Below are 25,658 nucleotides of genomic sequence, written 5' to 3' on the forward strand. Positions count from 1 at the left end.
CGCTCAGGCGTCGAAGTCGACCGTCGCGGTGTCGGACACCGGCCTGCTCTGGCAGGTGAGCACGAAACCGGCGGCGACCTCGTCGTCCTCCAGGGCGAAGTTGCGCCGCATCTCGACCTCACCCGCGGTGACCCTGGCCCGGCAGGTGCCGCACACGCCGCCCTTGCAGGCGAACGGCATGTCACCGCGGACCTTCTGCGCGGCGTCCAGCACGGACTCGGTGCGCGGCAGGTCCAGTGTGGTCGACCGTCCGTTGAGGACGATCGTGACCGCGCTGCCGGTGCCGCCGGGCGCCGGATCGTCGTCGGTGCGGTGCGGCTCCGGTGGCGGCTCGCCGACGTAGAACAGCTCGCGGTGCACCCGCGCCCGGTCCACGCCCTGCTCGGTCAGCACGGTGACGGCGTCCTCGGTCATCCCGAGCGGGCCGCACAGCCACCAGTGGTCCACGCCGGGGACGTCGATGAGCCCGGTGAGCAGCCTGCGGAGGCGGTCGGCGTCGAGCCTGCCGTTGACGATCTCCGCCTCGGTGGGCTCCCGGGACAGCACGTTGATCAGGTGCAGCCGCGGGCCGTAGGCGTTCTTCAGGTCGGCGATCTCCTCGGTGAACATCACCGTGTCGGTGCGCCGGTTGCCGTAGACCAGAGTGATCTGCGTGTCGTCGTGCGCGGCGAGCGCGGACGCGGCGATCGACAGCATCGGCGTGATCCCCGAGCCCGCGGCGACGAGCGCGTGATGGGCGCCCGCGGCCTGCACCGGCGTGAACGACCCGCCCGGCGGGCCGACCTCCACCAGGTCACCCGCGGCGAGCCGGTCGACCAGCCATCCGGAGAACAGCCCGCCGTCGACCCGGCGGACCCCGATCCGCGGGGCGGCGCCGGCCGGGGAGCAGATCGAGTACGACCGGCGCTCCTCCCCGTCGGCGGTCACCGTGCGCAGCGTCAGGTACTGGCCGGGCCGGAACGCGTAGTGCGCGCGCAGGTGCTCCGGCACGTCGAAGGTGACCGCGACGGCGTCCTCGCACAGCCGATCGACGTCGGCCACCCGCAGCCGATGGAAGCCCGCCGGGAGGTCCGCCGGTGCGTCGACCGCGCCGGGTTCGGTGAGCAGCATCAGAGTTCCTTCATGTGCTCGAACGGCTCGCGGCAGGCCGTGCACCGGCGCAGCGCGGTGCACGCGGTCGGGCCGAACCGGGAGAGTGCCTCGGTCGCCGGCGACCCGCACTGCGGGCAGCGCACCACCGACGACGGCGGGTCCAGGACCAGCGGGACCGGGCCGGGCCCGGCCGCGGCGGCCGCGCCCGGCGGGGCGACGCCGGCGTCGGCGAGCTTGCGCCGGCCGGCCTCGCTGATCCAGTCCGTGCTCCAGGCGGGGGACAGGACGGTCGTCACCTCGACCGGGCCGTAGCCGGCGGCGGTCAGCGCACCGGCGATGTCGGCGCGCATCTCCTCGATCGCCGGGCAGCCCGAGTAGGTCGGGGTGATCGTGACGGCGACCCGGCCGCCGTCCTCGGTCACCGACCGGATCACCCCGAGATCGTCCAGGGTGAGCATCGGCATCTCCGGATCGACCACGGCCGCCACCACGTCGCGGGCGCCCAGGCCCGGCAGCAGGCCGGTCACCACGCCGCCCCCGGGTGCCTGCGGGCGAGGCTCTGCAGCACGACGAGTGCCTGCTCGAGCTTCTCGGTGTGCACGCCCTGGCGGCCGCCGCGGCCGCCGATGGTGCCGGCCGCGGGCACGTCCGGGCGGGTCAGCGTGGCGCGGTCGAGCACCCGGTCCAGCACGGCGTCGACCTCGTCGCGGGTCTGCGCCGGGTCGGCGGCGATCCCGGCGGCGACCAGCCTGCGTTCGACGTCGGAGGTGCGGAACAGCTCGCCGAGGTAGGGCCACACCCACTGCAGCGCGTCCTGCATGCGCGCGTGCGACTCGGGGGTCCCGTCGCCGAGCCGCAGCACCCAGCGGGCGGCGTGGTCGCGGTGGTAGGCGACCTCCTTGACCCCCTTCGCGGCGACCGCGGCGAGCACCGGATCGGCCGAGTCCCGCAGCCGGTCGAGCAGTGCGAGCCGCCAGGCGGAGAACACCAGCAGCCGGGCGACGGCGCGGGCGAAGTCCAGCTCGTCGGACGGCTCGGTGAGCGCGACGCAGCGGAACTCCGCGGCCTCGCGCCAGTGCGCGAGATCGTCCTCGGTGCGGGCGGTGCGCCCGTCGAGGAGCCCCTCGACGTGCCCGGCCCGGGACAGCAGCATCCGGGCCTGACCGAGCAGGTCGAGCGCGGTGTTGGCGAGCGCGACCTCCTCCTCCAGTTCGGGGGCGTTCGACACCCACTCGGTGAGCCGGTGGCTGTAGACCAGCGCGTCGTCGCCGAGCATCAGACAGTACTCGGCGAGATCGGCCGGGTCGGCGCCGTCCGGGACCGGCGCCGCGATCTCCGCACCGGCCTCGGAGAAGCCGGAGCCGAACGCCCAGCGGGGGTCGTCGGCCTCGGTCAGCGCGTCGTAGACGTTTCCGCTCACAGGTGCGGCACCTCCTCCGGGATCTCGTAGAACGTCGGGTGCCGGTAGACCTTGTCCGCGGACGGCGCGAAGAACGGGTCCTTCTCGTCCGGGCTGGACGCGGTGATCAGGTCGGCCCGCACCACCCAGATGGAGACGCCCTCGTTGCGCCGGGTGTAGACGTCGCGGGCGTTGTGCAGGGCCATCTCGTCGTCGGCGGCGTGCAGTGAGCCGACGTGCACGTGGTTGAGGCCGCGCTTGCCGCGGACGAACACCTCGTAGAGCGGCCAGGACCGGCGTGCCGGCGTGCCGGTGGTCGTGCCGGTGGTCGGAGTGGTGGCCTCGGCGGTGTCGCCGCTGCCGGTGTCCGGGGTGTTCATGCGCCCGCCTCCGCCCGTGCCGCCTGCTTGTCCGCGTAGGCCCGGGCGGCCTCGCGCACCCAGGCGCCGCTCTCGTGCGCCCGGCGCCGGTGCGCCAGCCGCTGCCGGTTGGCCGGGCCGGCCCCGGAGACGACGGCGGTGAACTCCGACCAGTCCGGCTCACCGAAGTCGTGCGCCTGCCGCTCCTCGTTCCAGCGCAGGTCCGGGTCCGGCAGCGTGACGCCGAGCGTGGCGGCCTGCGGGACGGTCATGTCGACGAACCGCTGGCGCAGCTCGTCGTTGGTGTGCCGCTTGATGCCCCACTCCATCGACTGCCGGGTGTTCGGGGAGTTCCCGTCGGCCGGGCCGAACATCATCAGCGACGGCCACCACCAGCGGTCCACCGACTCCTGCACCATCGCGCGCTGCGCGTCGGTGCCGTTCACCATCGCCAGCAGCGACTCGTAGCCCTGGCGCTGATGGAACGACTCCTCCTTGCAGATCCGGATCATGGCCCGGGCGTACGGGCCGTAGGAGCAGCGGCACAGCGGGACCTGGTTGGCGATCGCGGCACCGTCCACCAGCCAGCCGATGACGCCGATGTCGGCCCAGGACAGCGTCGGGTAGTTGAAGATCGAGCTGTACTTCTGCTTCGCGTCGATCAGCTTCTCGGTCAGCTCCTCGCGGTCCACCCCGAGAGTCTCGGCGGCGGCGTAGAGGTACATGCCGTGGCCGGCCTCGTCCTGCACCTTGGCGAGCAGGATCGCCCGGCGGCGCAGCGACGGTGCGCGGAGCAGCCAGTTGCCCTCCGGCTGCATGCCGATGATCTCGGAGTGCGCGTGCTGGGCGATCTGGCGGATCAACGTCCTCCGGTACGCCTCGGGCATCCAGTCCCGCGGCTCGATCCGCTGGTCCGCCGCGATCGTCGCGTCGAACCGGGCCTGCAGGCTCTCCGGCGTGTGCGGGTCAGCCGTCGTCACGATCCACCTTCCAGCGACCGAATGTTCGTTCGTCCAGAGGGTGGACCAGTACCGGCCCGGAGCGCAAGTGGGACGGGACTCAGCCGGCGGCGGGATCCGGCTCGGGGGACCGCTCCATCCCGGTGGCGAGCCTGCGCAGCAGCTCGTCCAGGACGGCCACGTCGGACCCGACGATCTCGGTGAACCGGTCCCGCACACCGGCCACGGCGGCGTCCCAGCGGGCCAGCGCCGCCCGGCCACGGGCCGAGGCGAAGATCAGCACCCGGCGCCGGTCGTGCTCGTCGGGCCTGCGCAGCACCAGGTTGGCCGAGACCATCCGGTCGACCAGTTTGGAGCACTTGGGGGCGAGCATCAGCGCGTGCTCGGCGACCACGTTCATCGGGCAGCCGCCCCGGTCGGCGAGCAGCGACAGCACCCGCCACTGGTCGAGATCGGCACCGGCCGACCGCAGCGCGTCGTCCAGTCGTTGTGTCGCGGCACGCTCGGCCATCGAGAGCAGGCGCAGCGTCTCGTCGCTCACCCGAACGCACCCCGGGCGGACATCATCCTCGACCATCCCCCCGAACAGAGCAGGACACGCAGGTGGAAGACCTCTAGCGTAGCCGCATGACGCCCCCGCGTCTCACCGTGCCGCCCGCGTCCCGCCGGGACGTGCTCACGATGGCGCTCGTGGTGCCGCTGCAGGGCCCGGCAGGGATCTTCGGCCCGTCCTGCGAGAGCTGCGGAACGCTCGCCATGGAGGAGACCAACGACGAGGGCGGCGTGCTGGGCCGCGAGCTGCGGCTGCTCCCGGTGGACGGCGGCGCCGCCCCGGAGGAGGTCGCCCGCGAGGTCGCCGCGCTGGTCACCGCGGGTGCGGTGCAGGCGGTGACCGGCTGGCACATCTCGGCGGTCCGCGAGGCGGTCGCGCCGGCGATCGACGGCCGGGTGCCCTACGCCTACACCGCGCTCTACGAGGGCGGCGAGTCCCGGCCGGGGGTCTTCCTCACCGGCGAGACGCCGGACCTGCAGCTCGGCCCGACCCTGGACTGGTTCGCCGGGACGGCCGGCGTCCGGCGCTGGACGATCGTCGGCGACGACTACGTCTGGCCGCGCCGCTCGGCCGACGCGGCCCGCCGGTTCCTGCGCCGGATCGGCGGCACCGTCTGCGACGAGATGTACGTGCCGCTGGGCACCACGCGGTTCGACGACGTGCTGCGGCGGGTCGAGCGCAGCGGCTGCGAGGCCGTGCTGATGCTGCTGATCGGTGACGACGCCGTTGCGTTCAACCGGGCGTTCACCGCGGCCGGGATGGACCGCGACATCCTGCGGTTCAGCTCGCTGATCGACGAGAACGTGCTGCTCGCCTCGGGGGCGGAGAGCACCCGCGGCCTGATGACCTCGGCCGGCTACTTCGAGGACCTCGCCACGGCCTCCGGTCTGGACTTCGCGGCCTGGTACGCGCGCCGTTTCGGGCCGGAGGCCCCGGTGCTGAACAGCCTCGGCGAGTCCTGCTACGAGGGGGTCCGGCTGCTGACCGCGCTGATGCGCCGGGCCGGGGCCACCGACGTCCGGTCGATGGTCGCGGTGTCCGACGGTCTGTCCTACGAGAGCCCGCGCGGCACCGTCGAGCTGCGGGACCGGCACCTGCGGCAGCGGGTGTTCCTGGCCGCGGCGGACGGCCTGAGCTGGGACGTCCTCCAGCAGCTGTGACCGTTGACACCATGCGCCTTCCGCTATAGCTTTCCTAGGAAATTATTTCCTAGGACGAGCGAGGATGGCATGGCGACCTACACGTACCGGTGCGCCACGGACGGTCCGGTCGACGTCCGCCGGCCGATCGGCACCGCCCCCGCCACCCTGGCCTGCCCGGCCTGCGGCGCCGAGGCGGTCCGGCTGATCACGCCGCCGATGCTCGGGATCGCCGACCGGGGCCGGATGGGCCTGATCGACCGGGCCGAGGCCAGCCGGACCGAGCCGCAGGTCGTCACCTCGCTGCCGTCGGCGGCCGGCGCGCCGCGCCCGAACGCCCGCATCGATCCCCGGACCCGGGGCCTCCCGCGGCCCTGACCCGCTGACGTCACCGGCCGTCCCGCGTCCCGGGCCCGGCCGGCCCCACCCACGACGGGCCACCGGCCCGTCGTGCGATCCCGCCTGCCCCGCCCCTCCGGGCGGTCCCCGATGAGATGGAAGGTGTGTTCGTCATGCCCGAGGTCGTGTTCCCACTCGACTCCCGCAAGAAGTTCACCGAACAGCAGATCGTCGGCCACAACCGGTGGCATCCCGACGTCCCCGCCCAGGTCCGGGTACGCCCCGGCGACAGCTTCCGGGTCGACTGTCGCGAGTGGTTCGACGGGGCCATCCGCAACGACGACTCCGCCGACGACATCCTCAACGCGCCGCTGGCCGGCGTGCACGTGCTCTCCGGGCCGATCCACGTCGAGGGCGTGCAACCCGGCGACCTGCTGATCGTCGACATCCTCGACGTCGGCCCGATCCCGCAGGAGGACTCCGGCCCGCTCGCCGGGCAGGGCTGGGGCTACACCGGCGTGTTCGCCACCCGCAACGGCGGCGGCTTCCTGACCGAGCAGTTCCCGGACGCCTACAAGGTGATCTGGGACTTCCGCGGCGGCGTCGCCACCTCCCGGCACGTCCCGCACGTGTCGTTCACCGGCATCGTCCATCCCGGACTGATGGGCACCGCGCCGTCGCACGACCTGCTGCGCACCTGGAACGCCCGCGAGCAGGCGCTGATCGACACCGATCCGCAGCGCGTCCCGCCGCTGGCGCTGCCGCCGAACCCGGACTCGGCGATCCTCGGCTCGCTGACCGGGGCCGACTTCGACCGGGCCGCGGCCGAGGCCGCCCGGACCGCGCCGCCCCGGGAGAACGGCGGCAACCAGGACATCAAGAACCTCACGAAGGGCAGCCGGGTGTTCTACCCGGTGTTCGTCGACGGGGCGAAGCTGTCCATGGGCGACCTGCACTTCTCCCAGGGCGACGGCGAGATCACCTTCTGCGGGGCGATCGAGATGGGCGGGTTCATGGACCTGCACGTCGACGTCATCAAGGGCGGGATGGACAAGTACGGCGTCTCCGAGAACGCGATCTTCATGCCCGGCCGGACCGACCCGCAGTACAGCGAGTGGCTGGCGTTCTCCGGCACCTCGGTGACGCTGTCCGGCGAGCAGCGCTACCTCGACTCGCACCTGTCGTACCAGCGGGCCTGCCTGCACGCGATCGACTACCTGCAGCAGTTCGGGTACTCCGACATCCAGGCGTACATGATCCTCGGGGCGGCGCCGATCGAGGGCAGGTTGTCCGGCGTCGTCGACATCCCGAACTCGTGCTCGACGGTGTACCTGCCGACCGAGATCTTCGACTTCGACGTCCGGCCGGGCAAGGACGGCCCGACGACGATCGACCCGGGACAGGGCGTCCCGGTGGCGCGGGCCTGAGGAACCGGCGATGGGATCCGTCGGACTGCTGTTCGTCGGCGCCGTCCTGTTCATCAACGGCGTGATGCTGCTGGGATGGGTGGACGCGCGGTCCGCGGCGCCGATGAACTTCTTCGTCGGCGGCCTGCAGATCATCACGCCCACCTATCTGATCTTCACCGCGGGTGGTGACCCGAACGTCATCCTGGCCGCCTCCGGGCTGTACCTGTTCTCCTTCACCTATCTCTACGTCGCGCTGAACATCACGCTCGGCCTGGACAGCAGCGGGCTCGGCTACTTCTGCCTGTTCGTGTTCCTGTCCGCGCTGGTGTTCTCCTGGCTGAACTTCACCCGCTTCGCGGATCCGGGGTTCGGCGTGATCTGGCTGCACTGGGCGTTCCTGTGGTTGCTGTTCTTCCTGCTGCTCGGGCTCAAGCAGGACCGGATCGGCCGCTACACCGGCGCGGTCTGCGCGATCCAGGGCTGGGTGACGGCGTGGCTGCCGGCACTGCTGCTGCTCACCGGCGGTTACCAGCAGTTCGCCGGGACGGTCGCGGTGGCGCTCGCGGTGTTCGGCGTCGTCGTCTACGGCGGGCTCTACGTGGTGCTCGGGCGCGGATCCGACGCCGCGCCGGTCGCCCCGGCCGGGGACCGGAGCGTCCCGGCCTGAACCGGATCCTCGCACGGGCGGGCCGCGGTCCCGGGTGGACCGCGGCCCGCTACGTGCGGGTGAGGATCAGCCAGACCAGGTAGGTGAGGTAGGTGGCGACGAGCACGCCGCCCTCGAACCGGGTCAGCCTCGCCCCGGTCCGCATCGCGATCGCGGTCCCGACCGTCGCGACCGCGAGCAGCACCAGGTCGGCGTCGACCACGTCGGGCGGGACGTCGATCGACGCGCCGGGCGCCGCGAGCACGGTGATGCCGAGGACCAGCGCGATGTTGTAGACGCTGGAGCCGACCAGGTTGCCCACGGCCAGCCCGGTCTCCCCGCGGGCGATCGCGACGAGCATCGTCACCAGCTCCGGCGCCGACGTGCCGATCGCGACGACGGTCAGCCCGATCACCGCCTCGTCCACACCGAACGCCCGCGCCCCCTGCACGGCGCCGTCGACCAGCAGCTCCGCCCCGACGACGACCAGCACGATCGACGCGGCGAGCACCAGCAGCTGCACCACCGGCCCGCCGCTGCCGCCGGTGTCGGCCTCCGCCGTGACGTCCTCCCGGCGGCTCGTCCGGAAGATCAGCACGGTGTAGGCGACGGCGCCGGTGAGCAGCAGCGCACCGTCCAGCGGGCCGAGCGACCCGTCCCGGGCGAGCAGGAAGAACAGCAGCGTCGCGACGACCATCGCGGGCAGGTCGAACCGCAGCGTCCGGCCGCTGAACAGCACCGGCCGCAGCAGCGCACCCAGGCCGAGCACGAACAGCAGGTTGACCAGGTTGGTGCCGACGATGTTCCCGGTGGCCAGGCCGGCGCTGCCCGAGCGGGCGGCGTCGATGCCGATGGCGAGTTCGGGCAGGCTCGTGCCGACCGAGACCACGGTCAGCCCGATGACCATCGGGGACAGCCCGAGCCGGCTCGCGAGCCGGGAACCGGCCCGGACCAGCAGCTCGGCGCCGACCAGCAGCAGCGCGAGGCCGCCGAGGCCGAGCAGGATCGGCTGCACCTCGGGTCACCCGGCGCCGGGGGAGGGCCTGCGCATGGGAGCAGCTTCCCACCCGGGTGCCGGGACCGGCGCCGGCGCCGCGCCGGTGGATCAGGCGATCCGCAGCCGGGGCCGGACGGGCCGCAGGGCCCCGGACGCCCGGCCCAGCCCGTGCCGCAGCTCCGCCTGCGCGCGCTGCGGGCTCCCGCCGGGGCGCCGGAGGGTGCGTGCGGCCGGCCCGGTCAGGCTCCGGCCCGTGCAGAACGTCAACGGCCAGCGCAGGTCCGGTGCCTGGGCGGCGGCGAGCAGGCCGGCGCCGTCGTCCGGCCGGACGGATCCGGTGTGCAGTGCGACGCCGGCGAACTCCGGCGGCACCACGCAGCGCAGCACCTCCCGGGTCAGGGCGCCGTGGCCGGCCGGGTCGACCGGCTGCCCGGATCCGGTCCCGGGCAGCGCCGCACCCGGGCCGAGCACGGTCGCCCGCGGATCGACCCCGGCGTCGTCGAGCTCCCCGGCCAGCCGGGTCAGCAGCGCCGCCAGGGTGGTCGCCGCGGCGTCGGCCGGGTGCCCGCCGTCGCGGGCGATGCCGCAGTGCAGCAGCGGGACGAGCCCGGCGTCCTGGGCGGCCCGGGCGTACCGGGCGAGCACGTTGGCGTTGGACCGGATCGACCAGGTGGACGCCCCGGCGACGGTCCGGGCCCGGCAGCTGACGAACCGGGCGCCCGCCCCGGCGTGCTCCGCCATCCGGGCCGGCAGATCGTCCGTCCCGCCGACGACGGTCTCGCCGGGTGCGCCGGGCAGCGGGATCCGACCGGGATCGGCCCGGACACCCGGGAGGATCCCGGCGTCGGCCCACGGCCGGTCGGGCCCGCGGCGCAGGGCCGCCGCGGGGAGCACCAGCCCGCTCACGTACTCCGGCAGCCCGGGGATCGTGACGACCAGCTGCCGGAACGCGCGCTCGTCCGGGCCGTCGGGGCCCGCGTCGAGCGCGAGGATCCCCCGGGGGTGGCCGACGAGAGCACCCGCCGTCGCCCGCATCCCGTGCATGGACACCTCCTCGGCGACCGCGACACCGCGTCGCGGTCGTGCCGTGACACTAGGACCGGCCGGCGGCCGGTCGCCTCCCCGCAACGGAGGATCCGGCGGGGTAGCCGCCGGTCATCGCCGGACGCCGGTGAGCCAGTCGCACCAGCGGCCGATCCCGGCGCCGGTGAGGACGCTCGTCTCGACGACGGCGGCGTCCGGGTTGACCGCGCGCAGGTTGCGGTAGAACGCGTCGAGCTCGAACGGGAGGTGCGGCAGCAGGTCGATCTTGTTCACCACGACCAGGTCGGCGGACCGGAACATCACCGGGTACTTGAGCGGTTTGTCCTCGCCCTCGGTCACCGAGTAGACCATCGCCCGGGAGTGCTCCCCGACGGCGAACTCGGCCGGGCACACCAGGTTGCCGACGTTCTCGATGATCACCAGGTCGAGCTCGTTCAGCGGCAGCCGGGGCAGCGCCGAGCGCACCATCGGGGCGTCCAGGTGGCACTCGCCGCCGAACCCGTTGCCGGTGTTCACCAGGGTGACCGCGGCGCCGAGACCGGCGAGCCGGTCGGCGTCGATGCTGGTCTCGATGTCGCCCTCGACGATCCCGATCCGCGGCCCGCCGGCCAGGCGCTGCAGGGTGGCCCGCAGCAGCGAGGTCTTGCCGGCGCCGGGTGACGACATCAGGTTCACCACGGTCACGCCCGCGGCCTCGAAGTCGGCCCGGTTCGCGGCGGCGGTGGCGTCGTTCTCGTCGAAGATGCGCTCGAGCACGCTCACCCGCTCCGGCCCGGTGTCGTAGCCGGAGTGGTCGCCGGGATCCGCGCCGTGGCCGTGCCCGTGCGCCTGGCCGTGCTCGTGCGCCTGGCCGTGCTCGTGCGCGTGGCCGTGCTCGTCGTGCCGGTGGAATCGACCCATGGTCAGGCCTCCGTGAGTTCGAGTGAGGTGATGAGGAACTCCTCCCCGGCGACGACCTGCACCGCGGTCCCGCCGCAGTGTGCGCACACCAGGACAGGGGCGTCGAGCTCGGTGGTGCCCGCGCAGCCGGTGCAGCGGATCCGGGCGGGCACCGACTCGATGCACAGTTCCGACCCGCCGAGCGGGGTGTCGGCGTTCACCAGCGACCAGCAGTAGGTCAGCGTCGCGGGCACCACCTGCCGCAGCTGCCCCACCTGCAGGTTCACCCGGCGGACGCGCGCGGTGTCGGCGTGCCGCTCGACGACCCCGACGATCGAGCGGCAGAGGGACAGCTCGTGCACGGCGACTCCTTCCGGTGGGTGGGCACGGTCAGCGGCGCATGGTCAGCGGCGCATGGTCAGCGGCGCAGCGTCTCCGACGGCGACTCGCCCCAGCGCTTGCGGTACTCGACCGAGAAGCTGCCGAGATGGTGGAAGCCCCACCGCTCGGCGACCGCCGTGACGGTGATCCCGTCGCGCGGCATCGCATCGGTCAGCTCGTCGCGGATCCTGTTCAGCCTGCGCTCCCTGATATAGGCGACCGGGGACGTCCCGAGCTCGTCGCGGAACGCCTGCTGGATCGACCGGACGCTCATGTGCACGCTGCGGGCGAGCAGGTCCATCGTGATCCGCTCGCCCAGGTGCGCCTCGATGAACTCGGTGGCCTCGCGCACGACCCGGCGCCCGGTGGAGCTCGTGGGCCGGGTGATGTCGGCGTGGTAGTTCGAGGGCTGCAGGAACAGCAGGCTGGACATCAGCAGTTCCTCCACCGCCCCGATGCCGTGCCCGTGCTGGACCAGCGAGTCCGGGTAGTACACCTCGGCGTGCAGCAGCTGCACCGCGGTGTTCCAGCGCATCGCGGGCTCCGCGGCCAGGTCGAACTCCGGCTCGAAGCTGATCGGGTGCGGGAGCCGCCGCCCCAGCAGCCGGGTCAGGTACGCCAGCAGCGCCTGCTCCTCGATCCGGAGCAGCAGGATCGGCGAGTCGTGGTCGAAGTGCATGGTCAGCGCGGTGCCCGGGCTGGTGACCAGGGCGCGCACCGTGTTCGCCTCGAAGGCGACCCCGGAGCCGTGCTCGCACACCACCCGGCCGTTCGTCGGCATGCAGACCGTGAAGTACGGCCCGAGCGCCGGGATGTCCAGCGTGGCGGCCACCGTCAGGTCCAGGTACAGCAGGCTGATGTCGCGGAGCTGCACCCCGAACAGGCTCGCCGCGAATCCCGGATCCTGCGGGTGGCGCAGGTCGAGCGTCGCGGCCGACAGCACCTTGCCGACCATGAAAGCCGCTTCCCACAGCTCCTCCGAGTAGAAGATCTCGTGCTCGGCCAACGCCGGCGGGACGCCGCGGGACCGGATCTTCCGTCGGACGGGCCCCCGGGTTCGCCGGATGTCGATCGAGCGCAGTCGGGACAGACGAGACATGAGCCGCTCACAACTCCGTGATCCGTGCGGAATCCTCCACCCTGCACGCAAGTTCGTCTCGCAGAACAGCGCATGACCGTCACAAGGTCCGCGCGATCGCGACAGTTGCTGCGCAGAAGAGATAGGCCGGGCCGATCCGCGGGCCTAGCCTTGTGCCTCACCTCACACGCTCGCCCACCACCGAGGAGGAACCCGTGACCGTCAACGGTCAGCTCGCCGCGCGGTCGCCTGCCGACGGGCTCGTGGAACGGCTGGACGACCCGGAGGTCGCCGCCGCGCTCGGCGACATCCTCGAGCACGCCGACCTGCTCGCCCTGCTGGTCGAGTCGCTGGACGGCGTCATCCGGCGCGGAGACGCCATCACCGAGGCCGTCGCCGGCGGGATCCGCGACCTCCGGTCCGGGGGGCTCCCGGCGGAGCTCGCCGATCTCGACCTGCGCGGGCTGCTCGGCAGCCTCGTCACGCTGTCCGGCGGGGTCGCCGGTGCGACCCCGCAGCTGCAGACCCTGCTCACCTCGTCGCTGCTCACCGACCCGCGGACGGCGGACACGCTGGTGCTGTTCGGCGAGGCGCTGGTCGAGGGCCGGGAGCGGGCGTCCGCCGGGGCCGCGCCACCGTCCGGCGTGTTCGGCCTGCTGCGCACGCTGCGCGACGACGACGTCGCCCGCGGCCTCGCCGTCCTGCTCGAGACCGCGCGGGCGCTCGGCCGCCGGGTCGGCTGAGCGCACACCACCCACCACCCACGTCCGAACAGATCGCACCGGCGGCTCCGGCCACCGGCCCACCACGGCCCGCCGCGGGGCGGAGCCTGCCGAGAGGAGTCCCCCATGGCATCCGTGCTGTGGTTCCAGGGCGGAGCGTGCAGCGGGAACACGATGTCGTTCCTCAACGCGGAGGAACCGAACGTCGTCGACCTGATCGTCGACTTCGGGCTGGACCTGGTCTGGCACCCGTCGCTGGGGCTGGAGCTGGGGAAGAACGCCCAGAAGGTCTTCTGGGACTGCGTGAACGGTGAACGCCCGCTGGACATCTTCGTGTTCGAGGGCACCGTCATCGAGGCCCCGGACGGTTCCGGCCGGATGGACATGTTCGCCGACCGCCCGATGAAGGACTGGGTCACCGACCTGGCCGCCGCCGCGCAGATCGTCGTCGCCATCGGCGACTGCGCCTGCTTCGGCGGGATCCCGGCGATGGAGCCCAACCCGTCCGGCTCGACCGGCCTGCAGTTCCACAAGCGGGCCAAGGGCGGCTTCCTCGGCCCGGACTTCACGTCGAAGATGGGACTGCCGGTGATCAACGTCCCGGGCTGTCCCGCACACCCGGACTGGATCACCCAGATCCTGGTCGCGCTGGCCACCGGCCGGGCGGGCGACATCACGCTGGACGACATGCACCGGCCGGAGACGTTCTTCAAGTCCTTCACCCAGACCGGCTGCACCAGGGTCCAGTTCTTCGAGTACAAGCAGTCGACCTACTCGTTCGGCGAGGGCACCCGCACCGGCTGCCTGTTCTACGAGCTCGGCTGCCGTGGGCCGATGACGCACTCGCCGTGCAACCGCATCCTGTGGAACCGGCAGTCGTCGAAGACCAGGGCCGGCATGCCGTGCCTGGGGTGCACCGAGCCCGAGTTCCCGCACTTCGACCTCGCTCCGGGGACGGTCTTCAAGACCCAGAAGGTCAGCGGGGCCATCCCGAAGGAGGTCCCGGAGGGCAGCGATCACCTGACCTACATGGCGCACGCGGCCGCGGCGAAGATCGCGGCGCCGCAGTGGTCCAAGGAGGACATGTTCGTCGTCTGACCGGCCGTCCCGACCGACGCTCCGAAAGGACCACCACCACCATGACCACACTCGATCTCCACGTCAGCCCGCTCGGGCGGGTCGAGGGCGACCTCGACGTCCGGGTGACCGTCGAGGACGGGGTCGTCACCTCGGCCTGGACCGAGGCCGCCATGTTCCGCGGTTTCGAGATGATCCTGCGCGGCAAGGACCCGCAGGCCGGCCTGATCGTCACGCCGCGGATCTGCGGCATCTGCGGCGGCAGCCACCTCTACAAGTCGGCGTACGCGCTGGACACGGCATGGAAGACGCACATGCCGCCGAACGCCACCCTGATCCGCAACATCTGCCAGGCGGCGGAGACACTGCAGTCGATCCCGCGGTACTTCTACGCGCTGTTCGCGATCGACCTGACCAACAAGAACTACGCCAAGTCCGCGCTGTACGACGAGGCGGTCCGCCGGTTCGCGCCGTACGTCGGGACCAGCTACCAGCCGGGCGTGGTGCTCTCGGCCAAGCCGGTCGAGGTCTACGCGATCTTCGGCGGGCAGTGGCCGCACTCCAGCTTCATGGTGCCCGGCGGCGTGATGTGCGCGCCGACCCTGGCCGACGTCACCCGGGCCATCGCGATCTTCGAGCACTGGAAGGACAACTGGCTGGAGAAGCAGTGGCTGGGCTGCTCGGTGGAGCGCTGGCTGGAGAACCGGACCTGGGAGGACGTGCTCGCCTGGGTCGACGAGAACGAGTCGCACTACGAGAGCGACTGCGGCTTCTTCATCCGCTACGCGCTGGACGTCGGCCTCGACAAGTACGGCCGCGGTGTCGGGAACTTCCTGGCGACCGGGACCTACTTCGAGCCGTCGCTCTACGAGAACCCGACGATCGAGGGCCGCAACGACGCCCTGATCGGCCGCTCCGGCATCTACGCCGACGGGACCTGGCACGCGTTCGACCAGGCCCGGGTGACCGAGGACGTCACGCACTCGTATTACGAGGGCACCGGCTCGCTGCACCCGTTCGAGGGCGAGACGAACCCGATCGACCCGGCCGAGGGCGCGAAGCAGGGCAAGTACAGCTGGGCGAAGTCGCCCCGCTACGACGTGCCCGGCCTGGGTCACGTGCCGCTGGAGGCGGGCCCGCTGGCCCGCCGGATGGCGGCGGGCGGACCGGGCGCGGCCGAGCACCAGGACGACGACCCGCTGTTCGTCGACATCGTGAACTCGATCGGGCCGAGCGTGTTCGTCCGGCAGCTGGCCCGGATGCACGAGGCGCCGAAGTACTACTCCTGGGTGCGGACCTGGCTGGACCGGCTCGACCTGAAGGAGAGCTTCTACACCAAGCCGGTCGAGCACGCCGAGGGCAAGGGCTTCGGGTCCACCGAGGCGGCCAGGGGTGCGCTGTCCGACTGGATCGTGATCGAGGACAACAAGATCAAGAACTACCAGGTGGTGACGCCGACGGCCTGGAACATCGGTCCGCGGGACGGCGCCGAGATGCTGGGCCCGATCGAGTCCGCGCTGGTCGGCTCGCCGATCGTGGACGCCGAGGACCCGGTCGAGCTGGGGCACGTGGCACGCAGCTTCGACTCCTGCCTGGTGTGCACGGTGCACGCCTACGATGGGAGGACCGGGCGCGAGCTGTCGAAGTTCGTCGTCAACGGAATGGTGTGAGTCCGACGTCCGCCACCGAACCACCGGACCTGGAACCGCCCGGCTGCGCCGTGCTGGTGGTCGGCTGCGGGAACCTGCTCCGGGGCGACGACGGCATCGGCCCGGTCCTCGTCCGGCACCTGTGGGAACGCGGGATGCCGGACGGGGCCCGGCTGGTCGACGGCGGGACGGCCGGGATGGACGTGGCCTTCCAGATGCGCGGCGCGGAACGGGTGGTGATCGTCGACGCGGCGGCGACCGGCTCCGCGCCGGGCACGGTGTTCCGGGTGCCCGGCTCCGAGCTGGCCGAGCTCCCACCGCTTCAGGGAGTACACACGCACTCGTTCCGCTGGGACCATGCGATCCCCCTGGCCAGGTGGGCACTCGGGGACGCCTGCCCGGAGGACGTCACGGTGTTCCTGGTGGAGGCGGCCGGCGTGGAGTTCGGTGCCGAGCTGTCCGATCCGGCCACCCGGGGGATGGAGCAGGTGATCGAGATGGTGGAGCGGGAGTACCTGGCACCGCTGCGGCCCGACGGTGCCGACGATCCGGTGGAGTTCACCGCCGACGGCTACCTGCGGCTGCCCGCCCGGCTCGCCGCGGGCCGGTTCCCGTCGGACGCCGCGGTCGCCGCCGTCCGCGACGACGATCTCTGGCTGGTCCCGCTGCACGGCCCGCGCAGCGGCGGCCTGATGCTCAAACAGCGCAACCCGGCCGGGGACCGCTCGGTCCTGGTCCGCGAGGTGCTGGGCGAACGGACGGTCACCGGGCCACGGCCGACCCGGTGGGACGACGAGCAGAAGGCGTTACGGATCCCGCTCCGGGAGGCGTGACGGGCGATGGGTGGGACACCGGATGAGGAGCGCCCCAGGACCGCACCCCGCCCGGACAGCTCCGCGGACGAGGCCCTGGACGTGCACACCGAGGTCGTGCACGAACGCGGCCGGTGGGTGGTCGAGATCGTCGTCGTCTTCGCCGACGGTGTCGTCCGCAGGCGGATCAGCGACCACCCGACCGAGGCACGCGCCCGGATCTCCGCCCGGCTGATCCGCCGCGCCGCCGAACGAGACCTGCGAGACCTGCGATGAACACGGGGGAACCCCAGATGCTGGACCGTCCGCACGATCCCGGCCCGGCGGGTCCGGTGCCGCGCCCGCAGCCGCTCGGCGTGCTGCCGCTGCCGCTCGGGTACCTCCTGGTGCCGGCCGGGCCCGGCTCCGACCCGGCCCGTGCCGAGCTGCTCGCCGGCCGGATCCCCGGCAGCTGGCCGGGCGCGATGCGCGCGCACGAACGGGCACACGCCGGCGACCGGGACGGCGCACTGGCCGCGCTCGCCGCCGACCCGGACCAGGGGCCGGTCACCCGGTACAACCGGTTCGTCCTCGACCCGGACGGCGCGTCCCCCGCTGCGCTGAGGGCCGAGCTGGGCGAGCTCGGCGTGCTGGTCGATCTGGTGCTGTTCGCGCTGGGGCGGACCGACCTGCCCCCGGACGACCGCGGTGCGACCGGCGAGATCGCGGCGCTGGTGCTGTCCGCCAGGGCCACCCACGCGCTCGGGACCGACGGCCCGGCCGCCGCCGTCGACCTGCTGGACCGGGCCGCCGAGTCGGCGTCCCCGGTGTCGCGGCCGCTGGCCGGGCTCCTGGCGGCGGCGTCCGCGGGGATCCTGCGCGAACACGGCGACCGCCGCTGCGTGCCCCGGTTCGAGCGGGCGCTGGCGCTCCTGGAGGATGCCGACGGGCTCGGAGTCGGCCGGGCCGAGGTGCACCTGGAACTGGCCGGGGCACTGCACGAGCAGGCCGACGACCGGCCCGACCTGCTGAACGCGGCCGTGCCGCACTACCACTCGGCGCTGCAGCTGGTCCGCCGCGAGGACGCCCCGCTGACCTGGGCGGCGTCGCACGCCGGACTCGCCACCGCCTATCTGACGATGCCGATGGTGGAGGCCTCCGGCCAGCTGAGGCTGGGCATCGCGGCCCAGTCGCTGCGGGCCGCGATGACCGTCTACACCCGTGAGGACCATCCCGCCGAGTGGGCGAGCCTGCAGCTCAACCTGGCGAACTCGCTGGTCTACGGGCCGACCGCGCACCGGGAGGAGAACCTGGTCGACGCCGTGGAGATCTACGAGGCGGTGCTGCAGACCCGGGACCGGGACACCGACCCGCTGGGCCGGGCCAGGGTGCTGAGCAACCAGGGCACCGTGCTCGCCCATCTCGGCGCGTTCGACGAGGCCAAGGCCCGGCTCTACGAGGCCCGGTTCCTGTTCGAGGAGCACACCGACGAGGCGTCGGTCCGTGCGGTGCGCGGGGTGCTCGACGAGATCGCCCGGCAGGTCGCGCTGGCCCGCACCGCCGAGCACGGCAACGCGCCGGCGCCCGCCCCCGGCTGATCCGCACCCGTCCCGGACGACCACCACCCACCACACCGCAGTGAGGAGCCGGCGATGACGGCAGTGATGCCGGGAACGGCAGCCCCGGCCGGGGAGCCGGGCGGCGACCCGACGTTCGAGGAGCTCGCCGACCGGGTGGACCGCGCCGTGCGCGCGCTGGACGAACTCGATCCGGCGGCGCGGTCCGCCGCCGAGGAGCTGCGATCGGCCCTGGAAGCCGTGCACCGGGCCGGACTGGTGCAGATCGTCCGCCGGCTCAAGGACGACGAGTCGACCCGGCCCGCGCTGTTCGAGCTGGCCGACGTGCCGGTGGTGCGGATGCTGCTCTCGCTGCACGGGATCGTGCGCGAGCCGGTGTCGGTCCGGGCCGAGCGGGCACTCGCCGGGGTGCGGCCGCAGCTGGCGAGCCACGGCGGCGACGTGCTGCTGGACCGGGTGGAGGGAGCGACCGCCTATGTCCGGCTGCAGGGCGCCTGCAACGGCTGCTCGATGTCGGCGGTGACGCTTCGGAACCTGGTCGAGTCGAGCCTGGTCGACGGCGTCGACGAGGTGACCGGGGTGGAGGTGCTGCCGAACGAGCCGTCCCCGACCCTGATCCCGCTCGACGAGCTGCGGATCGGCCCCGACCCGGCGACTACCGGCTGGACCAGGGCCGGGACCACCGACCGGTTCGGGGTGGGGGAGGTGCACCCGGTCGAGCTGGACACGCCCGGCGGCCGCACCTCGGTGATCCTGGTGAACGTCGACAACGGGCTCGCCGCCTTCCGCAACGAGTGCGCGCATGAGGGCCTCCCGCTCGACGACGCCGTGCTCGACGTCCGCGGCGGCACGCTGACCTGCCCGTGGCACGGCTTCTGCTTCGACGCCGGGTCCGGCGAGTGCCTGAGCGCGCCCGGTGCCCAGCTGGAACGGCTCCCGATGCGGGTCGAGCGGGACACCGTCTGGGTACGGGCCGACCCGTGAGCAGGCTGACCGTCCGGCACACCGTCGCCGGGCGCCCGGACCGCACCGATCCCGGCACCGATCCCGCGCTGGCCGGGGGATGGGCGCCGGGGGCGTGGCTGGGCGCGCCGGCGACCGGCGGGCTCGCGCTGCCCTGCGCCGCGCCGTCCCGGTCCTGGATGTACTCGCCGCGCGGCGTCCATATCGGACCCGACCTGCTGGTGGTCGCCGACACCGGGAACCACCGGGTGCTGCTCTGGCACGCCCTGCCGGACACCGACGAGCAGCCCGCCGACGTCGTCCTCGGGCAGCCGGACGCCGTCACCGAGGGCCGGGCCGCAGGCGGGCGCGGCCCGGAGAACGGGATGAACCTGCCCACCGGCGTCCTCGTGCACGACGGCAGGCTGGTCGTCGCCGACGCCTGGCACCACCGGGTACTGGTGTGGGACACCGTGCCGCGCTCCGACGACGTCCCGCCGGACCTGGTGCTCGGCCAGCGCGACGCGACCGGCGTCGAGCCGAACGCCGGCGGCGAGTGCTCCGCGGGCACCTTCTACTGGCCGTTCGGCGTCGGGATCGTGGACGGCCGGTTCTGGGTCGCCGACACCGGCAACCGCCGGGTGCTCGGCTGGGACGGCGGCATCCCCGGCCCGGGGCGGCCCGCCGACGTCGTCCTCGGCCAACCCGGACCGGCGGCGCGGGAGGAGAACCGCGGCGAGGGCGTCGGGCCGGCCAGCTTCCGCTGGCCGCACGCGATCACCGGCCGGGACGGGCTGCTGCTGGTCGCCGACGCCGGGAACCACCGGGTGCTGGGCTGGTCCCCGGTCCCGGACGCGGACCGGGCGGCCGGGTACGCGATCGGTCAGCCGGGCCTGTACACCGCCGACGAGTGGCCCTACGCCCCGCAGACCGCAGCCGGTCTGCGGTTTCCCTACGCCGCCTGCCTCGACCCGCTGGGCGAGCGGTTCGCGGTGGCCGACACGGCGAACAACCGGGTGCTGCTCTGGGACACCGTGCCCGACGACGGCCGGGGCGCCGATCACGTCCTCGCCCAGCCGGACTTCGCCCGCAACGGCGAGAACCGGTGGGCCGCGGTGCTGCACGACACGCTGTGCTGGCCGTACGGCCTGTCCCTGCACGGCGACCGGATGGCGGTGTGCGACTCCGGGAACAACCGGGTCGTGCTGTGGCACCGGACGGAGCCCGAGTCGTGAGCGCCCCGGCGACCGGCGCCGTCCGCCGTCGTGCCGAGGTGACCGGCGTCGTCCAGGGGGTCGGGTTCCGGCCGTTCGTGCACCGGCTGGCCACCGAGCTGGGGCTGGCCGGGCTGGTCGGCAACGACTCCGCCGCGGTGTTCCTGGAGGTGCAGGGCCCGGCCGAGGCACTCGACGAGTTCGGCCGCAGGCTGCGCACCGACGCCCCGCCACTGGCCAGGATCGACACCGTCCGCTGGACCGGCCTGCCGGCCGGTGCGGGCGGCTCGTTCCGGATCGACGGGAGCCGGGGCTCCGGTGGCGCCGTCACCGTCGTCCCACCGGACGTCGCCACCTGCGACGCCTGTGTCGGCGAGCTGTTCGACCTGGCCGACCGCCGGTACCGGCACCCGTTCGTCACCTGCACCGACTGCGGACCGCGGTTCACGATCATCCGCGCCCTGCCCTACGACCGGCCGTCGACGACGATGGCCGGGTTCGGCATGTGCGCGCGCTGCGCCGCCGAGTACGGCGATCCCGGTGACCGGCGGTTCCACGCCCAGCCGGTCGCCTGCCCGGACTGCGGGCCCACCCTCTGCTACCGCGCTGCGGACGGCGAGCACACCGGGCACACCGGGGACGCCGCGATCGCGGCCGCGCAGCGCGCGATCGCCGCCGGGCGGATCGTCGCCGTGAAGGGGCTCGGCGGGTACCACCTGGCCTGCCGCGCGGACGACGGGAGCGCGGTCGCCGAGCTGCGCCGGCGCAAGGCCCGCTCGGCGAAACCGTTCGCCGTCCTGGTCCGGGATCTCGGCGTCGCCGCGGCACACGCCGTCGTCGGGCCGGACGAGGCCGCCGTGCTCGGCTCGGCGCAGCGGCCGATCGTGCTGCTGGACCGCCGCCACGACGCCCCCGTCGCCGCAGGCGTCGCCCCGGGGAACCCGCTGCTCGGGCTGCTGCTGCCCTACACCCCGGTGCACCACCTGCTGCTCGCCCCGGTGCCGGGCGATCCGGCCCCGGTGCCGGACGCCGTCGTCCTGACCAGCGCGAACCTCAGCGACGAGCCGCTCTGCCACACCGACGCCGACGCCCGCGACCGGCTGCCTGCGCTGTGCGACGCGGTGCTCGACCACGACCGGCCGATCGAGGTCCCGTGCGACGACTCCGTCGTGCGGGTCGTCGACGGCGCCGAGCTGCCGATCCGCCGGTCCCGCGGGTTCGCCCCGCTGCCGGTCGATCTCGGGATCGACGGGCCGCGGGTGCTGGCCGTCGGCGGCGAGCTGAAGAACACGTTCTGCCTGACCGACGGCCGCCGGGCGTTCTGCTCGGCGCACGTCGGGGACATGGGATCGCTGGACACCGCGCTGGCCTTCGACCGGGCTGTCGAGCGGCTCACCACGCTGCGCGGACGCCCGGACCGGATCGCCGCGGACCTGCATCCCGGCTACCTGAGCAGGCAGCGGGCCGAGCGGTACGCCGTGGATCACCCGCCCGACCTGGTGCAGCACCACCACGCGCACGTCGTGTCGCTGCTGGCCGAGCACGGCAGGCTGGGCACCCCGGTCGTCGGTGTCGCGTTCGACGGCACCGGCTACGGCACCGACGGCACCGTCTGGGGCGGGGAGATCCTGCGGCTGGGCCCGGACAGCCACCGGTTCACCCGGATCGGCCACCTGGCACCGGTGCCGCTGCCCGGTGGTGACGCCGCCGTCCGCAACCCGTGGCGGATGGCGCTGGTGCACGCCCGCGCCGCAGGCGTCGACCGGACCGACGAGCTCGCACCGGTGCGGGCGGCCCCGGCGGACGAGCGCGCCCTGCTGGAGTCGCAGCTCGACAGCGGCACCGGCTGCGTGCCGACCAGCAGCGTCGGGCGACTGTTCGACGCCGTCGCCGCGCTGCTCGACGTCCGGCACCGGGTCGAGTACGAGGGCCAGGCCGCGATCGAGCTGGAGGCGCTCGCCCGGGACGGCATCGCGCGGTCGGAGGTCGCCGCCGTCCCCGGGTTCGACGTCGACGCCGGCGGGGTGCTGGATCCGGCCCCGGTGATCCGCGGGATCGTCGCCGCGCTGCGCGACGGCGTCCCCGCCCACGCGCTCGCCGCGGCGTTCCACCTGGCGCTGGCCGACGCCGTCGTCCGGGCGGTCGGGGGGTCCGGGCCGTGCACGGTCGGCCTCACCGGCGGGGCGTTCCAGAACGCGGTGCTGCTGCGGGAGACCCGGCGGCGGCTCGGCTCCGCGGGCCACGAGGTGCTCGTGCACCGCGTGGTCCCGCCGAACGACGGTGGCCTGGCACTCGGCCAGGCCGCGGTCGCGGTACTGGCCGCGCGGGCGGACCGATCCCGCCCGGAGCGGCCCGCGCCGCACCACCACGACGCACGACCAGGAGGGCCGATCCCATGTGCCTAGGAATACCGGGCCAGGTGGTCCGGGTCTGGGACGCCGAGTCGGGCGCCCGGATGGCCCGGGTCCGCTACCCCGACTCCGAACAGGACCTCTGCCTCGCCTACGTGCCGGACCTGCAGGTCGGCGATTACACGATCGCGCACGCCGGGTTCGCGCTCAGCCACGTCGACGAGGCGACGGCCGCCGCCACCCTGGCGACGATGGTCGAGTACGGCGTGTTCGGCGACCAGGGGGTGACGTCGTGACCGCGGCCCCCGGCATCGGCACCGACACCGGTCTGGCGCCCGCGCTCGCCGACGACCTCGCCGCCGCTGCGCTCGCGCTGGCCAGGCGGTTCGCCGCCGGGGCGACGCTGTGGTGCCTGGCCCCGGCCTGGGCGCCGCACGCCCAGCACGTGGCCGTCGAGTTCGTGCACCCGGTCGTCGTCGGTGCCCGCGCGCTGCCCGCGGTCGCGCTCGTCGACCGGGACCTGGTCGGCACCGCCCGGCTGTCGGTGCGCTCCGGGGACGTCGTGCTCGCCGTCGCCGACGCCGCGGACCGGGAGATCCGGGACATCACCCGGCGGGCACCCGCCTGGGGGGCGACGACGATCTGGATCGGGCACGGGGAACGCCCGCCGGCCGGCGCCGCCGATCACGTGCTGTGGCACGACGACCCGGACCCGGCGCTGCCGGCGACCGGCGGTTTCGTCCTGCTCTACCACCTGCTGTGGGAGCTGACGCACGTCTGCTTCGAGCATCCCGGCCTGCTCACCGTCGACGGCGACTGCACCGACGAGGTGTGCGTGACCTGCAGCGACGAGGGACGGGTGGTGGAGGTGATCGAGCAGCGCGGCGTCTCGTCGGCGCTGGTGCGCACCCCGGACGGCCAGGAGGAGGTGGCCGTCGACCTGGTCGGCGCCGTCGCCCGCGACGACCTGCTGCTGGTGCACGCCGGGATGGCGCTGCGCGTGCTCGGGGAGGGGGACTCGTGACCGGCTTCCTGTACCCGTTCCTGGACGCCCGCGAGCGCGATCCCGGTCCGCTGCTCGCCGATCTCGCCGCGTCCGCCGTCGCGAAGTCGGTGCAGAGCGCCCGGCTGCGCCGGGAGACGGCCGAGGCGTCGGCCGCCGACGTAAAGCGGGCCGCGGCGGAGCTGGCCCGCCGGTTCGCCGCGGGCGGGCGGATGTTCACGTTCGGCAACGGCGGCAGCTCCACCGACGCCGCCACGCTGGCCGCGCTGTTCGCGCACCCGCCGGAGGGCGCCGCACTGCCTGCCTGGTCGCTCACCGCTGACCAGGCGATCCTCACCGCGCTCGGCAACGACGTCGGGTTCGAGCACGTCTTCTCCCGCCAGCTGATCGCCAGGGCCGGGCCGGGCGACATCGCCGTCGCGCTGTCCACCAGCGGCAGCTCACGGGACCTGACGGCGGCACTCGGCGAGGCCCGCAGACGCGGGATGTACACGATCGGCTTCGCGGGCTACGACGGCGGCTCGTTCGCCACCAGCCCCGATCTCGACGTCTGCTTCGTGGTCCGGTCGCAGAGCGTGCACCGGATCCAGGAGGCACAGGCACTGCTCGGGCACCGCCTGTGGTCGGCGGTGCACCGGGCCGGGAGGGAGGAACGATGAGCGAGACCGTGCAGCGCTACCGCGCGTCCGGTCCGGGGTTCGCCGAGGGCGAGGTGATCGACCGGATCGAGTCGTTCCGCCGCAGGCGCCCGCGGCTGCGTGAGGACCGGATCACCCTGGCCCACGGCGCGGGCGGGAAGTCGTCGCAGGCCCTGGTCGACGCCGTCTTCCTGGAGGCGTTCCGCAACCCGGCGCTGGCCGATCTCGGGGACGGCGCCGTGCTCAGCCCGCCCGCGGGCAGGCGGATCGCGGTGTCCACCGACTCGTTCGTGGTCTCGCCCCGGCGCTTTCCCGGCGGCTCGATCGGGCATCTCGCCGTGCACGGGACGGTGAACGACCTGGCCATGGCGGGCGCCGAGCCGCGCTGGCTGACCGCGGCGTTCGTGCTGGCCGAGGGCCTCGCGGTGGAGGAGCTGAAGGAGATCGTCGCCGACATGGCGGCCGCGGCGGCGGACGCGGGCGTGGCGATCGTCGCCGGGGACACCAAGGTCGTCCCGCAGGGCGCCGCCGACGGCCTCTACATCACCACCACCGGTGTCGGGCACGTGCCCGACGGGCGGGAGCTGGGTGCGGCGGCGGTCCGGCCCGGTGACCGGGTGGTGCTGTCCGGGTTCATGGGCGACCACGGCATGGCGATCATGCTGGCCCGCGGTGACCTGGCGATCGAGGCCGACATCCGGTCCGACACCGCGGCCGTCGCCGGGGCGGTGGCCGACCTGCTCGCGGCCGCGCCCGCCACCCGGTGGCTGCGCGACCCGACCCGCGGCGGGGTCGGCACCGTATGCAACGAGCTGGCCGCGGCGAGCGGGCTGGGCGTCGTCCTCGACGAGGAGGCGTTGCCGGTCCGCCCGGTCGTCGCCGGGGCCTGCGAGATGCTGGGCATCGACCCGCTCTACGTCGCCAACGAGGGCAAGTTCCTGGCCGTGCTCGCCCCGGACGAGGCCGACGCCGGCCTGGCGGCGCTGCGTGCGCACCCGCTCGGCGCGGACGCCGCCGCGATCGGGACGGTCATCGGGGAGCCGGCCGGGACGGTCGTGCTCCGCACCGGTTTCGGCGGGACCCGGATCGTCGACACGCTCGTCGGCGACCCGCTCCCGCGGATCTGCTGAGAGGAGATCTCCCATGTGCCTCGGCATTCCCGGACGGATCGTGGAGATCACCGACCGGGACAACTGTCTGGCCCGGGTCGACGTGAGCGGTGTGCAGCGGACGATCAGCGTCCGCCTGCTGGAGCCGGACCTTCCCGACCCCGACGAGTGGGTGCTCGTGCACGTCGGCTTCGCCATGGCGCGGATCGACGAGCGCGAGGCCCTGCTGACCCTCGCCGCCGTCCAGAAGATGGGCGAGAGCTACCGGGACGAGATCGACGCGCTCGACTCCTCCTCGATCATCTGACCCC

The 25,658-nt window shown here is 73.6% G+C and carries 29 protein-coding genes; 18 read left to right on the forward strand and 11 right to left on the reverse strand.

The features are described from left to right. Nucleotides 1-3: 3 nt before the first annotated feature. The 6 genes from paaE to ABZ881_RS26460 all read right to left on the reverse strand — a co-directional run bounded on the left by paaE (nt 4) and on the right by ABZ881_RS26460 (nt 4,350). The gene (gene paaE, locus ABZ881_RS26435; protein ID WP_358488310.1) at nt 4-1,110 is read right to left on the reverse strand and encodes a 1,2-phenylacetyl-CoA epoxidase subunit PaaE; all 1,107 of its coding nucleotides are present in this window, start codon (nt 1,108-1,110) and stop codon (nt 4-6) included. Continuing rightward, the gene (gene paaD / locus ABZ881_RS26440; protein ID WP_358488378.1) at nt 1,110-1,610 is read right to left on the reverse strand and encodes a 1,2-phenylacetyl-CoA epoxidase subunit PaaD; all 501 of its coding nucleotides are present in this window, start codon (nt 1,608-1,610) and stop codon (nt 1,110-1,112) included. The genes paaE and paaD overlap by 1 nt, the downstream gene beginning before the upstream one ends. Nucleotides 1,611-1,615: 5 nt before the next feature. After that, a complete protein-coding gene (gene paaC / locus ABZ881_RS26445) occupies nt 1,616-2,512 on the reverse strand; it encodes a 1,2-phenylacetyl-CoA epoxidase subunit PaaC (RefSeq protein WP_358488311.1) in 897 nt (298 codons plus the stop codon). After that, on the reverse strand, nt 2,509-2,871 hold the full coding sequence (gene paaB / locus ABZ881_RS26450; protein WP_358488313.1) for a 1,2-phenylacetyl-CoA epoxidase subunit PaaB: 363 nt from the start codon (nt 2,869-2,871) through the stop codon (nt 2,509-2,511). The genes paaC and paaB overlap by 4 nt, the downstream gene beginning before the upstream one ends. Continuing rightward, on the reverse strand, nt 2,868-3,830 hold the full coding sequence (gene paaA / locus ABZ881_RS26455) for a 1,2-phenylacetyl-CoA epoxidase subunit PaaA (RefSeq protein WP_358488314.1): 963 nt from the start codon (nt 3,828-3,830) through the stop codon (nt 2,868-2,870). The genes paaB and paaA overlap by 4 nt, the downstream gene beginning before the upstream one ends. Before the next feature lie 79 nt (nt 3,831-3,909). Further along, nucleotides 3,910-4,350, reverse strand: a complete 441-nt coding sequence (locus ABZ881_RS26460; protein WP_358488315.1) for a MarR family winged helix-turn-helix transcriptional regulator — start codon at nt 4,348-4,350, stop codon at nt 3,910-3,912. Between the two features lie 86 nt (nt 4,351-4,436). Between ABZ881_RS26460 and ABZ881_RS26465 the strand changes: the two genes are divergently transcribed. The 4 genes from ABZ881_RS26465 to ABZ881_RS26480 all read left to right on the forward strand — a co-directional run bounded on the left by ABZ881_RS26465 (nt 4,437) and on the right by ABZ881_RS26480 (nt 7,916). Continuing rightward, nucleotides 4,437-5,522 carry a substrate-binding domain-containing protein gene (locus ABZ881_RS26465; protein ID WP_358488317.1) on the forward strand — a complete coding sequence of 362 codons (1,086 nt, stop codon included), beginning with the start codon at nt 4,437-4,439 and terminating at the stop codon, nt 5,520-5,522. Between the two features lie 69 nt (nt 5,523-5,591). Beyond that, nucleotides 5,592-5,879, forward strand: a complete 288-nt coding sequence (locus tag ABZ881_RS26470; protein WP_358488318.1) for a zinc ribbon domain-containing protein — start codon at nt 5,592-5,594, stop codon at nt 5,877-5,879. Nucleotides 5,880-6,013: 134 nt separating this feature from the next. Beyond that, complete coding sequence (fmdA, locus tag ABZ881_RS26475; RefSeq protein WP_358488319.1) at nt 6,014-7,267, forward strand: formamidase; 1,254 nt, start codon at nt 6,014-6,016, stop codon at nt 7,265-7,267. Between the two features lie 10 nt (nt 7,268-7,277). Beyond that, nucleotides 7,278-7,916 carry an AmiS/UreI family transporter gene (locus ABZ881_RS26480; RefSeq protein WP_358488321.1) on the forward strand — a complete coding sequence of 213 codons (639 nt, stop codon included), beginning with the start codon at nt 7,278-7,280 and terminating at the stop codon, nt 7,914-7,916. Between the two features lie 49 nt (nt 7,917-7,965). On the opposite strand, the gene ABZ881_RS26485 is transcribed toward ABZ881_RS26480, so the two are convergent. From ABZ881_RS26485 to ABZ881_RS26505, 5 genes are all read right to left on the reverse strand, one after another. Next, nucleotides 7,966-8,910, reverse strand: coding sequence for a calcium/sodium antiporter (locus ABZ881_RS26485; protein ID WP_358488322.1), 945 nt, complete (start codon nt 8,908-8,910; stop codon nt 7,966-7,968). A 90-nt stretch (nt 8,911-9,000) separates the two neighbouring features. Beyond that, a complete protein-coding gene (locus ABZ881_RS26490) occupies nt 9,001-9,936 on the reverse strand; it encodes a class I fructose-bisphosphate aldolase (protein WP_358488323.1) in 936 nt (311 codons plus the stop codon). Nucleotides 9,937-10,047: 111 nt separating this feature from the next. Then, entirely contained in the window at nt 10,048-10,836 is a 789-nt protein-coding gene (gene hypB / locus ABZ881_RS26495; protein ID WP_358488325.1) for a hydrogenase nickel incorporation protein HypB, read from the reverse strand. Between the two features lie 2 nt (nt 10,837-10,838). Beyond that, the gene (locus tag ABZ881_RS26500) at nt 10,839-11,177 is read right to left on the reverse strand and encodes a hydrogenase maturation nickel metallochaperone HypA (RefSeq protein WP_344023968.1); all 339 of its coding nucleotides are present in this window, start codon (nt 11,175-11,177) and stop codon (nt 10,839-10,841) included. A 56-nt stretch (nt 11,178-11,233) separates the two neighbouring features. Next, nucleotides 11,234-12,202 (reverse strand): AraC family transcriptional regulator, encoded by a 969-nt coding sequence (locus ABZ881_RS26505; protein ID WP_344023970.1) that lies wholly within the window; start codon nt 12,200-12,202, stop codon nt 11,234-11,236. A 287-nt stretch (nt 12,203-12,489) separates the two neighbouring features. Here ABZ881_RS26505 and ABZ881_RS26510 point away from each other — a divergent pair, with 287 nt between their 5' ends. The 14 genes from ABZ881_RS26510 (at nt 12,490) to ABZ881_RS26575 (ending at nt 25,654) form a co-directional block, all read left to right on the forward strand. Continuing rightward, nucleotides 12,490-13,017, forward strand: a complete 528-nt coding sequence (locus tag ABZ881_RS26510; RefSeq protein ID WP_358488327.1) for a DUF1641 domain-containing protein — start codon at nt 12,490-12,492, stop codon at nt 13,015-13,017. A gap of 105 nt (nt 13,018-13,122) precedes the next feature. Next, nucleotides 13,123-14,094 carry a hydrogenase gene (locus ABZ881_RS26515; RefSeq protein WP_344023974.1) on the forward strand — a complete coding sequence of 324 codons (972 nt, stop codon included), beginning with the start codon at nt 13,123-13,125 and terminating at the stop codon, nt 14,092-14,094. A 41-nt stretch (nt 14,095-14,135) separates the two neighbouring features. Next, complete coding sequence (locus tag ABZ881_RS26520; RefSeq protein ID WP_358488328.1) at nt 14,136-15,743, forward strand: nickel-dependent hydrogenase large subunit; 1,608 nt, start codon at nt 14,136-14,138, stop codon at nt 15,741-15,743. Continuing rightward, nucleotides 15,740-16,555 (forward strand): hydrogenase maturation protease, encoded by an 816-nt coding sequence (locus ABZ881_RS26525; RefSeq protein WP_358488330.1) that lies wholly within the window; start codon nt 15,740-15,742, stop codon nt 16,553-16,555. Before ABZ881_RS26520 ends, ABZ881_RS26525 begins: the two co-directional genes overlap by 4 nt. A gap of 6 nt (nt 16,556-16,561) precedes the next feature. Further along, nucleotides 16,562-16,810, forward strand: coding sequence for a hypothetical protein (locus tag ABZ881_RS26530; protein ID WP_358488331.1), 249 nt, complete (start codon nt 16,562-16,564; stop codon nt 16,808-16,810). Nucleotides 16,811-16,827: 17 nt separating this feature from the next. Beyond that, complete coding sequence (locus tag ABZ881_RS26535; RefSeq protein ID WP_358488333.1) at nt 16,828-18,111, forward strand: hypothetical protein; 1,284 nt, start codon at nt 16,828-16,830, stop codon at nt 18,109-18,111. 54 nt (nt 18,112-18,165) lie between these two features. Next, the gene (locus ABZ881_RS26540; RefSeq protein ID WP_358488334.1) at nt 18,166-19,074 is read left to right on the forward strand and encodes a NifU family protein; all 909 of its coding nucleotides are present in this window, start codon (nt 18,166-18,168) and stop codon (nt 19,072-19,074) included. Then, nucleotides 19,071-20,267, forward strand: a complete 1,197-nt coding sequence (locus ABZ881_RS26545; RefSeq protein ID WP_358488335.1) for an NHL repeat-containing protein — start codon at nt 19,071-19,073, stop codon at nt 20,265-20,267. Before ABZ881_RS26540 ends, ABZ881_RS26545 begins: the two co-directional genes overlap by 4 nt. Next, a complete protein-coding gene (gene hypF, locus ABZ881_RS26550; protein ID WP_358488336.1) occupies nt 20,264-22,651 on the forward strand; it encodes a carbamoyltransferase HypF in 2,388 nt (795 codons plus the stop codon). Before ABZ881_RS26545 ends, hypF begins: the two co-directional genes overlap by 4 nt. Before the next feature lie 14 nt (nt 22,652-22,665). Then, complete coding sequence (locus tag ABZ881_RS26555; RefSeq protein WP_358488338.1) at nt 22,666-22,893, forward strand: HypC/HybG/HupF family hydrogenase formation chaperone; 228 nt, start codon at nt 22,666-22,668, stop codon at nt 22,891-22,893. Next, a complete protein-coding gene (locus tag ABZ881_RS26560) occupies nt 22,890-23,621 on the forward strand; it encodes a hydrogenase assembly protein HupF (RefSeq protein WP_358488339.1) in 732 nt (243 codons plus the stop codon). Before ABZ881_RS26555 ends, ABZ881_RS26560 begins: the two co-directional genes overlap by 4 nt. Further along, nucleotides 23,618-24,259 (forward strand): SIS domain-containing protein, encoded by a 642-nt coding sequence (locus tag ABZ881_RS26565; protein WP_358488340.1) that lies wholly within the window; start codon nt 23,618-23,620, stop codon nt 24,257-24,259. Before ABZ881_RS26560 ends, ABZ881_RS26565 begins: the two co-directional genes overlap by 4 nt. Next, entirely contained in the window at nt 24,256-25,368 is a 1,113-nt protein-coding gene (gene hypE, locus ABZ881_RS26570; RefSeq protein ID WP_358488341.1) for a hydrogenase expression/formation protein HypE, read from the forward strand. The genes ABZ881_RS26565 and hypE overlap by 4 nt, the downstream gene beginning before the upstream one ends. Before the next feature lie 13 nt (nt 25,369-25,381). Further along, nucleotides 25,382-25,654, forward strand: coding sequence for a HypC/HybG/HupF family hydrogenase formation chaperone (locus tag ABZ881_RS26575; protein ID WP_358488343.1), 273 nt, complete (start codon nt 25,382-25,384; stop codon nt 25,652-25,654). Nucleotides 25,655-25,658 lie beyond the last annotated feature (4 nt).

The sequence above is a fragment of the Pseudonocardia sp. NPDC046786 genome (genome assembly GCF_040645415.1).
Classification (GTDB): Bacteria; Actinomycetota; Actinomycetes; order Mycobacteriales; family Pseudonocardiaceae; genus Pseudonocardia; species Pseudonocardia kongjuensis.

What these genes read in the sequence shown, in the direction of transcription:
- paaE (WP_358488310.1), bottom strand. Translation starts at nt 1,110, where the DNA reads ATGCTGCTCACCGAACCCGGCGCGGTCGACGCACCGGCGGACCTCCCG.
- paaB (WP_358488313.1), bottom strand. Translation starts at nt 2,871, where the DNA reads ATGAACACCCCGGACACCGGCAGCGGCGACACCGCCGAGGCCACCACT.
- ABZ881_RS26465 (WP_358488317.1), top strand. Translation starts at nt 4,437, where the DNA reads ATGACGCCCCCGCGTCTCACCGTGCCGCCCGCGTCCCGCCGGGACGTG.
- ABZ881_RS26470 (WP_358488318.1), top strand. Translation starts at nt 5,592, where the DNA reads ATGGCGACCTACACGTACCGGTGCGCCACGGACGGTCCGGTCGACGTC.
- fmdA (WP_358488319.1), top strand. Translation starts at nt 6,014, where the DNA reads ATGCCCGAGGTCGTGTTCCCACTCGACTCCCGCAAGAAGTTCACCGAA.
- ABZ881_RS26480 (WP_358488321.1), top strand. Translation starts at nt 7,278, where the DNA reads ATGGGATCCGTCGGACTGCTGTTCGTCGGCGCCGTCCTGTTCATCAAC.
- ABZ881_RS26490 (WP_358488323.1), bottom strand. Translation starts at nt 9,936, where the DNA reads ATGCACGGGATGCGGGCGACGGCGGGTGCTCTCGTCGGCCACCCCCGG.
- hypB (WP_358488325.1), bottom strand. Translation starts at nt 10,836, where the DNA reads ATGGGTCGATTCCACCGGCACGACGAGCACGGCCACGCGCACGAGCAC.
- ABZ881_RS26515 (WP_344023974.1), top strand. Translation starts at nt 13,123, where the DNA reads ATGGCATCCGTGCTGTGGTTCCAGGGCGGAGCGTGCAGCGGGAACACG.
- ABZ881_RS26520 (WP_358488328.1), top strand. Translation starts at nt 14,136, where the DNA reads ATGACCACACTCGATCTCCACGTCAGCCCGCTCGGGCGGGTCGAGGGC.
- ABZ881_RS26530 (WP_358488331.1), top strand. Translation starts at nt 16,562, where the DNA reads ATGGGTGGGACACCGGATGAGGAGCGCCCCAGGACCGCACCCCGCCCG.
- ABZ881_RS26535 (WP_358488333.1), top strand. Translation starts at nt 16,828, where the DNA reads ATGCTGGACCGTCCGCACGATCCCGGCCCGGCGGGTCCGGTGCCGCGC.
- ABZ881_RS26540 (WP_358488334.1), top strand. Translation starts at nt 18,166, where the DNA reads ATGACGGCAGTGATGCCGGGAACGGCAGCCCCGGCCGGGGAGCCGGGC.
- hypE (WP_358488341.1), top strand. Translation starts at nt 24,256, where the DNA reads ATGAGCGAGACCGTGCAGCGCTACCGCGCGTCCGGTCCGGGGTTCGCC.
- ABZ881_RS26575 (WP_358488343.1), top strand. Translation starts at nt 25,382, where the DNA reads ATGTGCCTCGGCATTCCCGGACGGATCGTGGAGATCACCGACCGGGAC.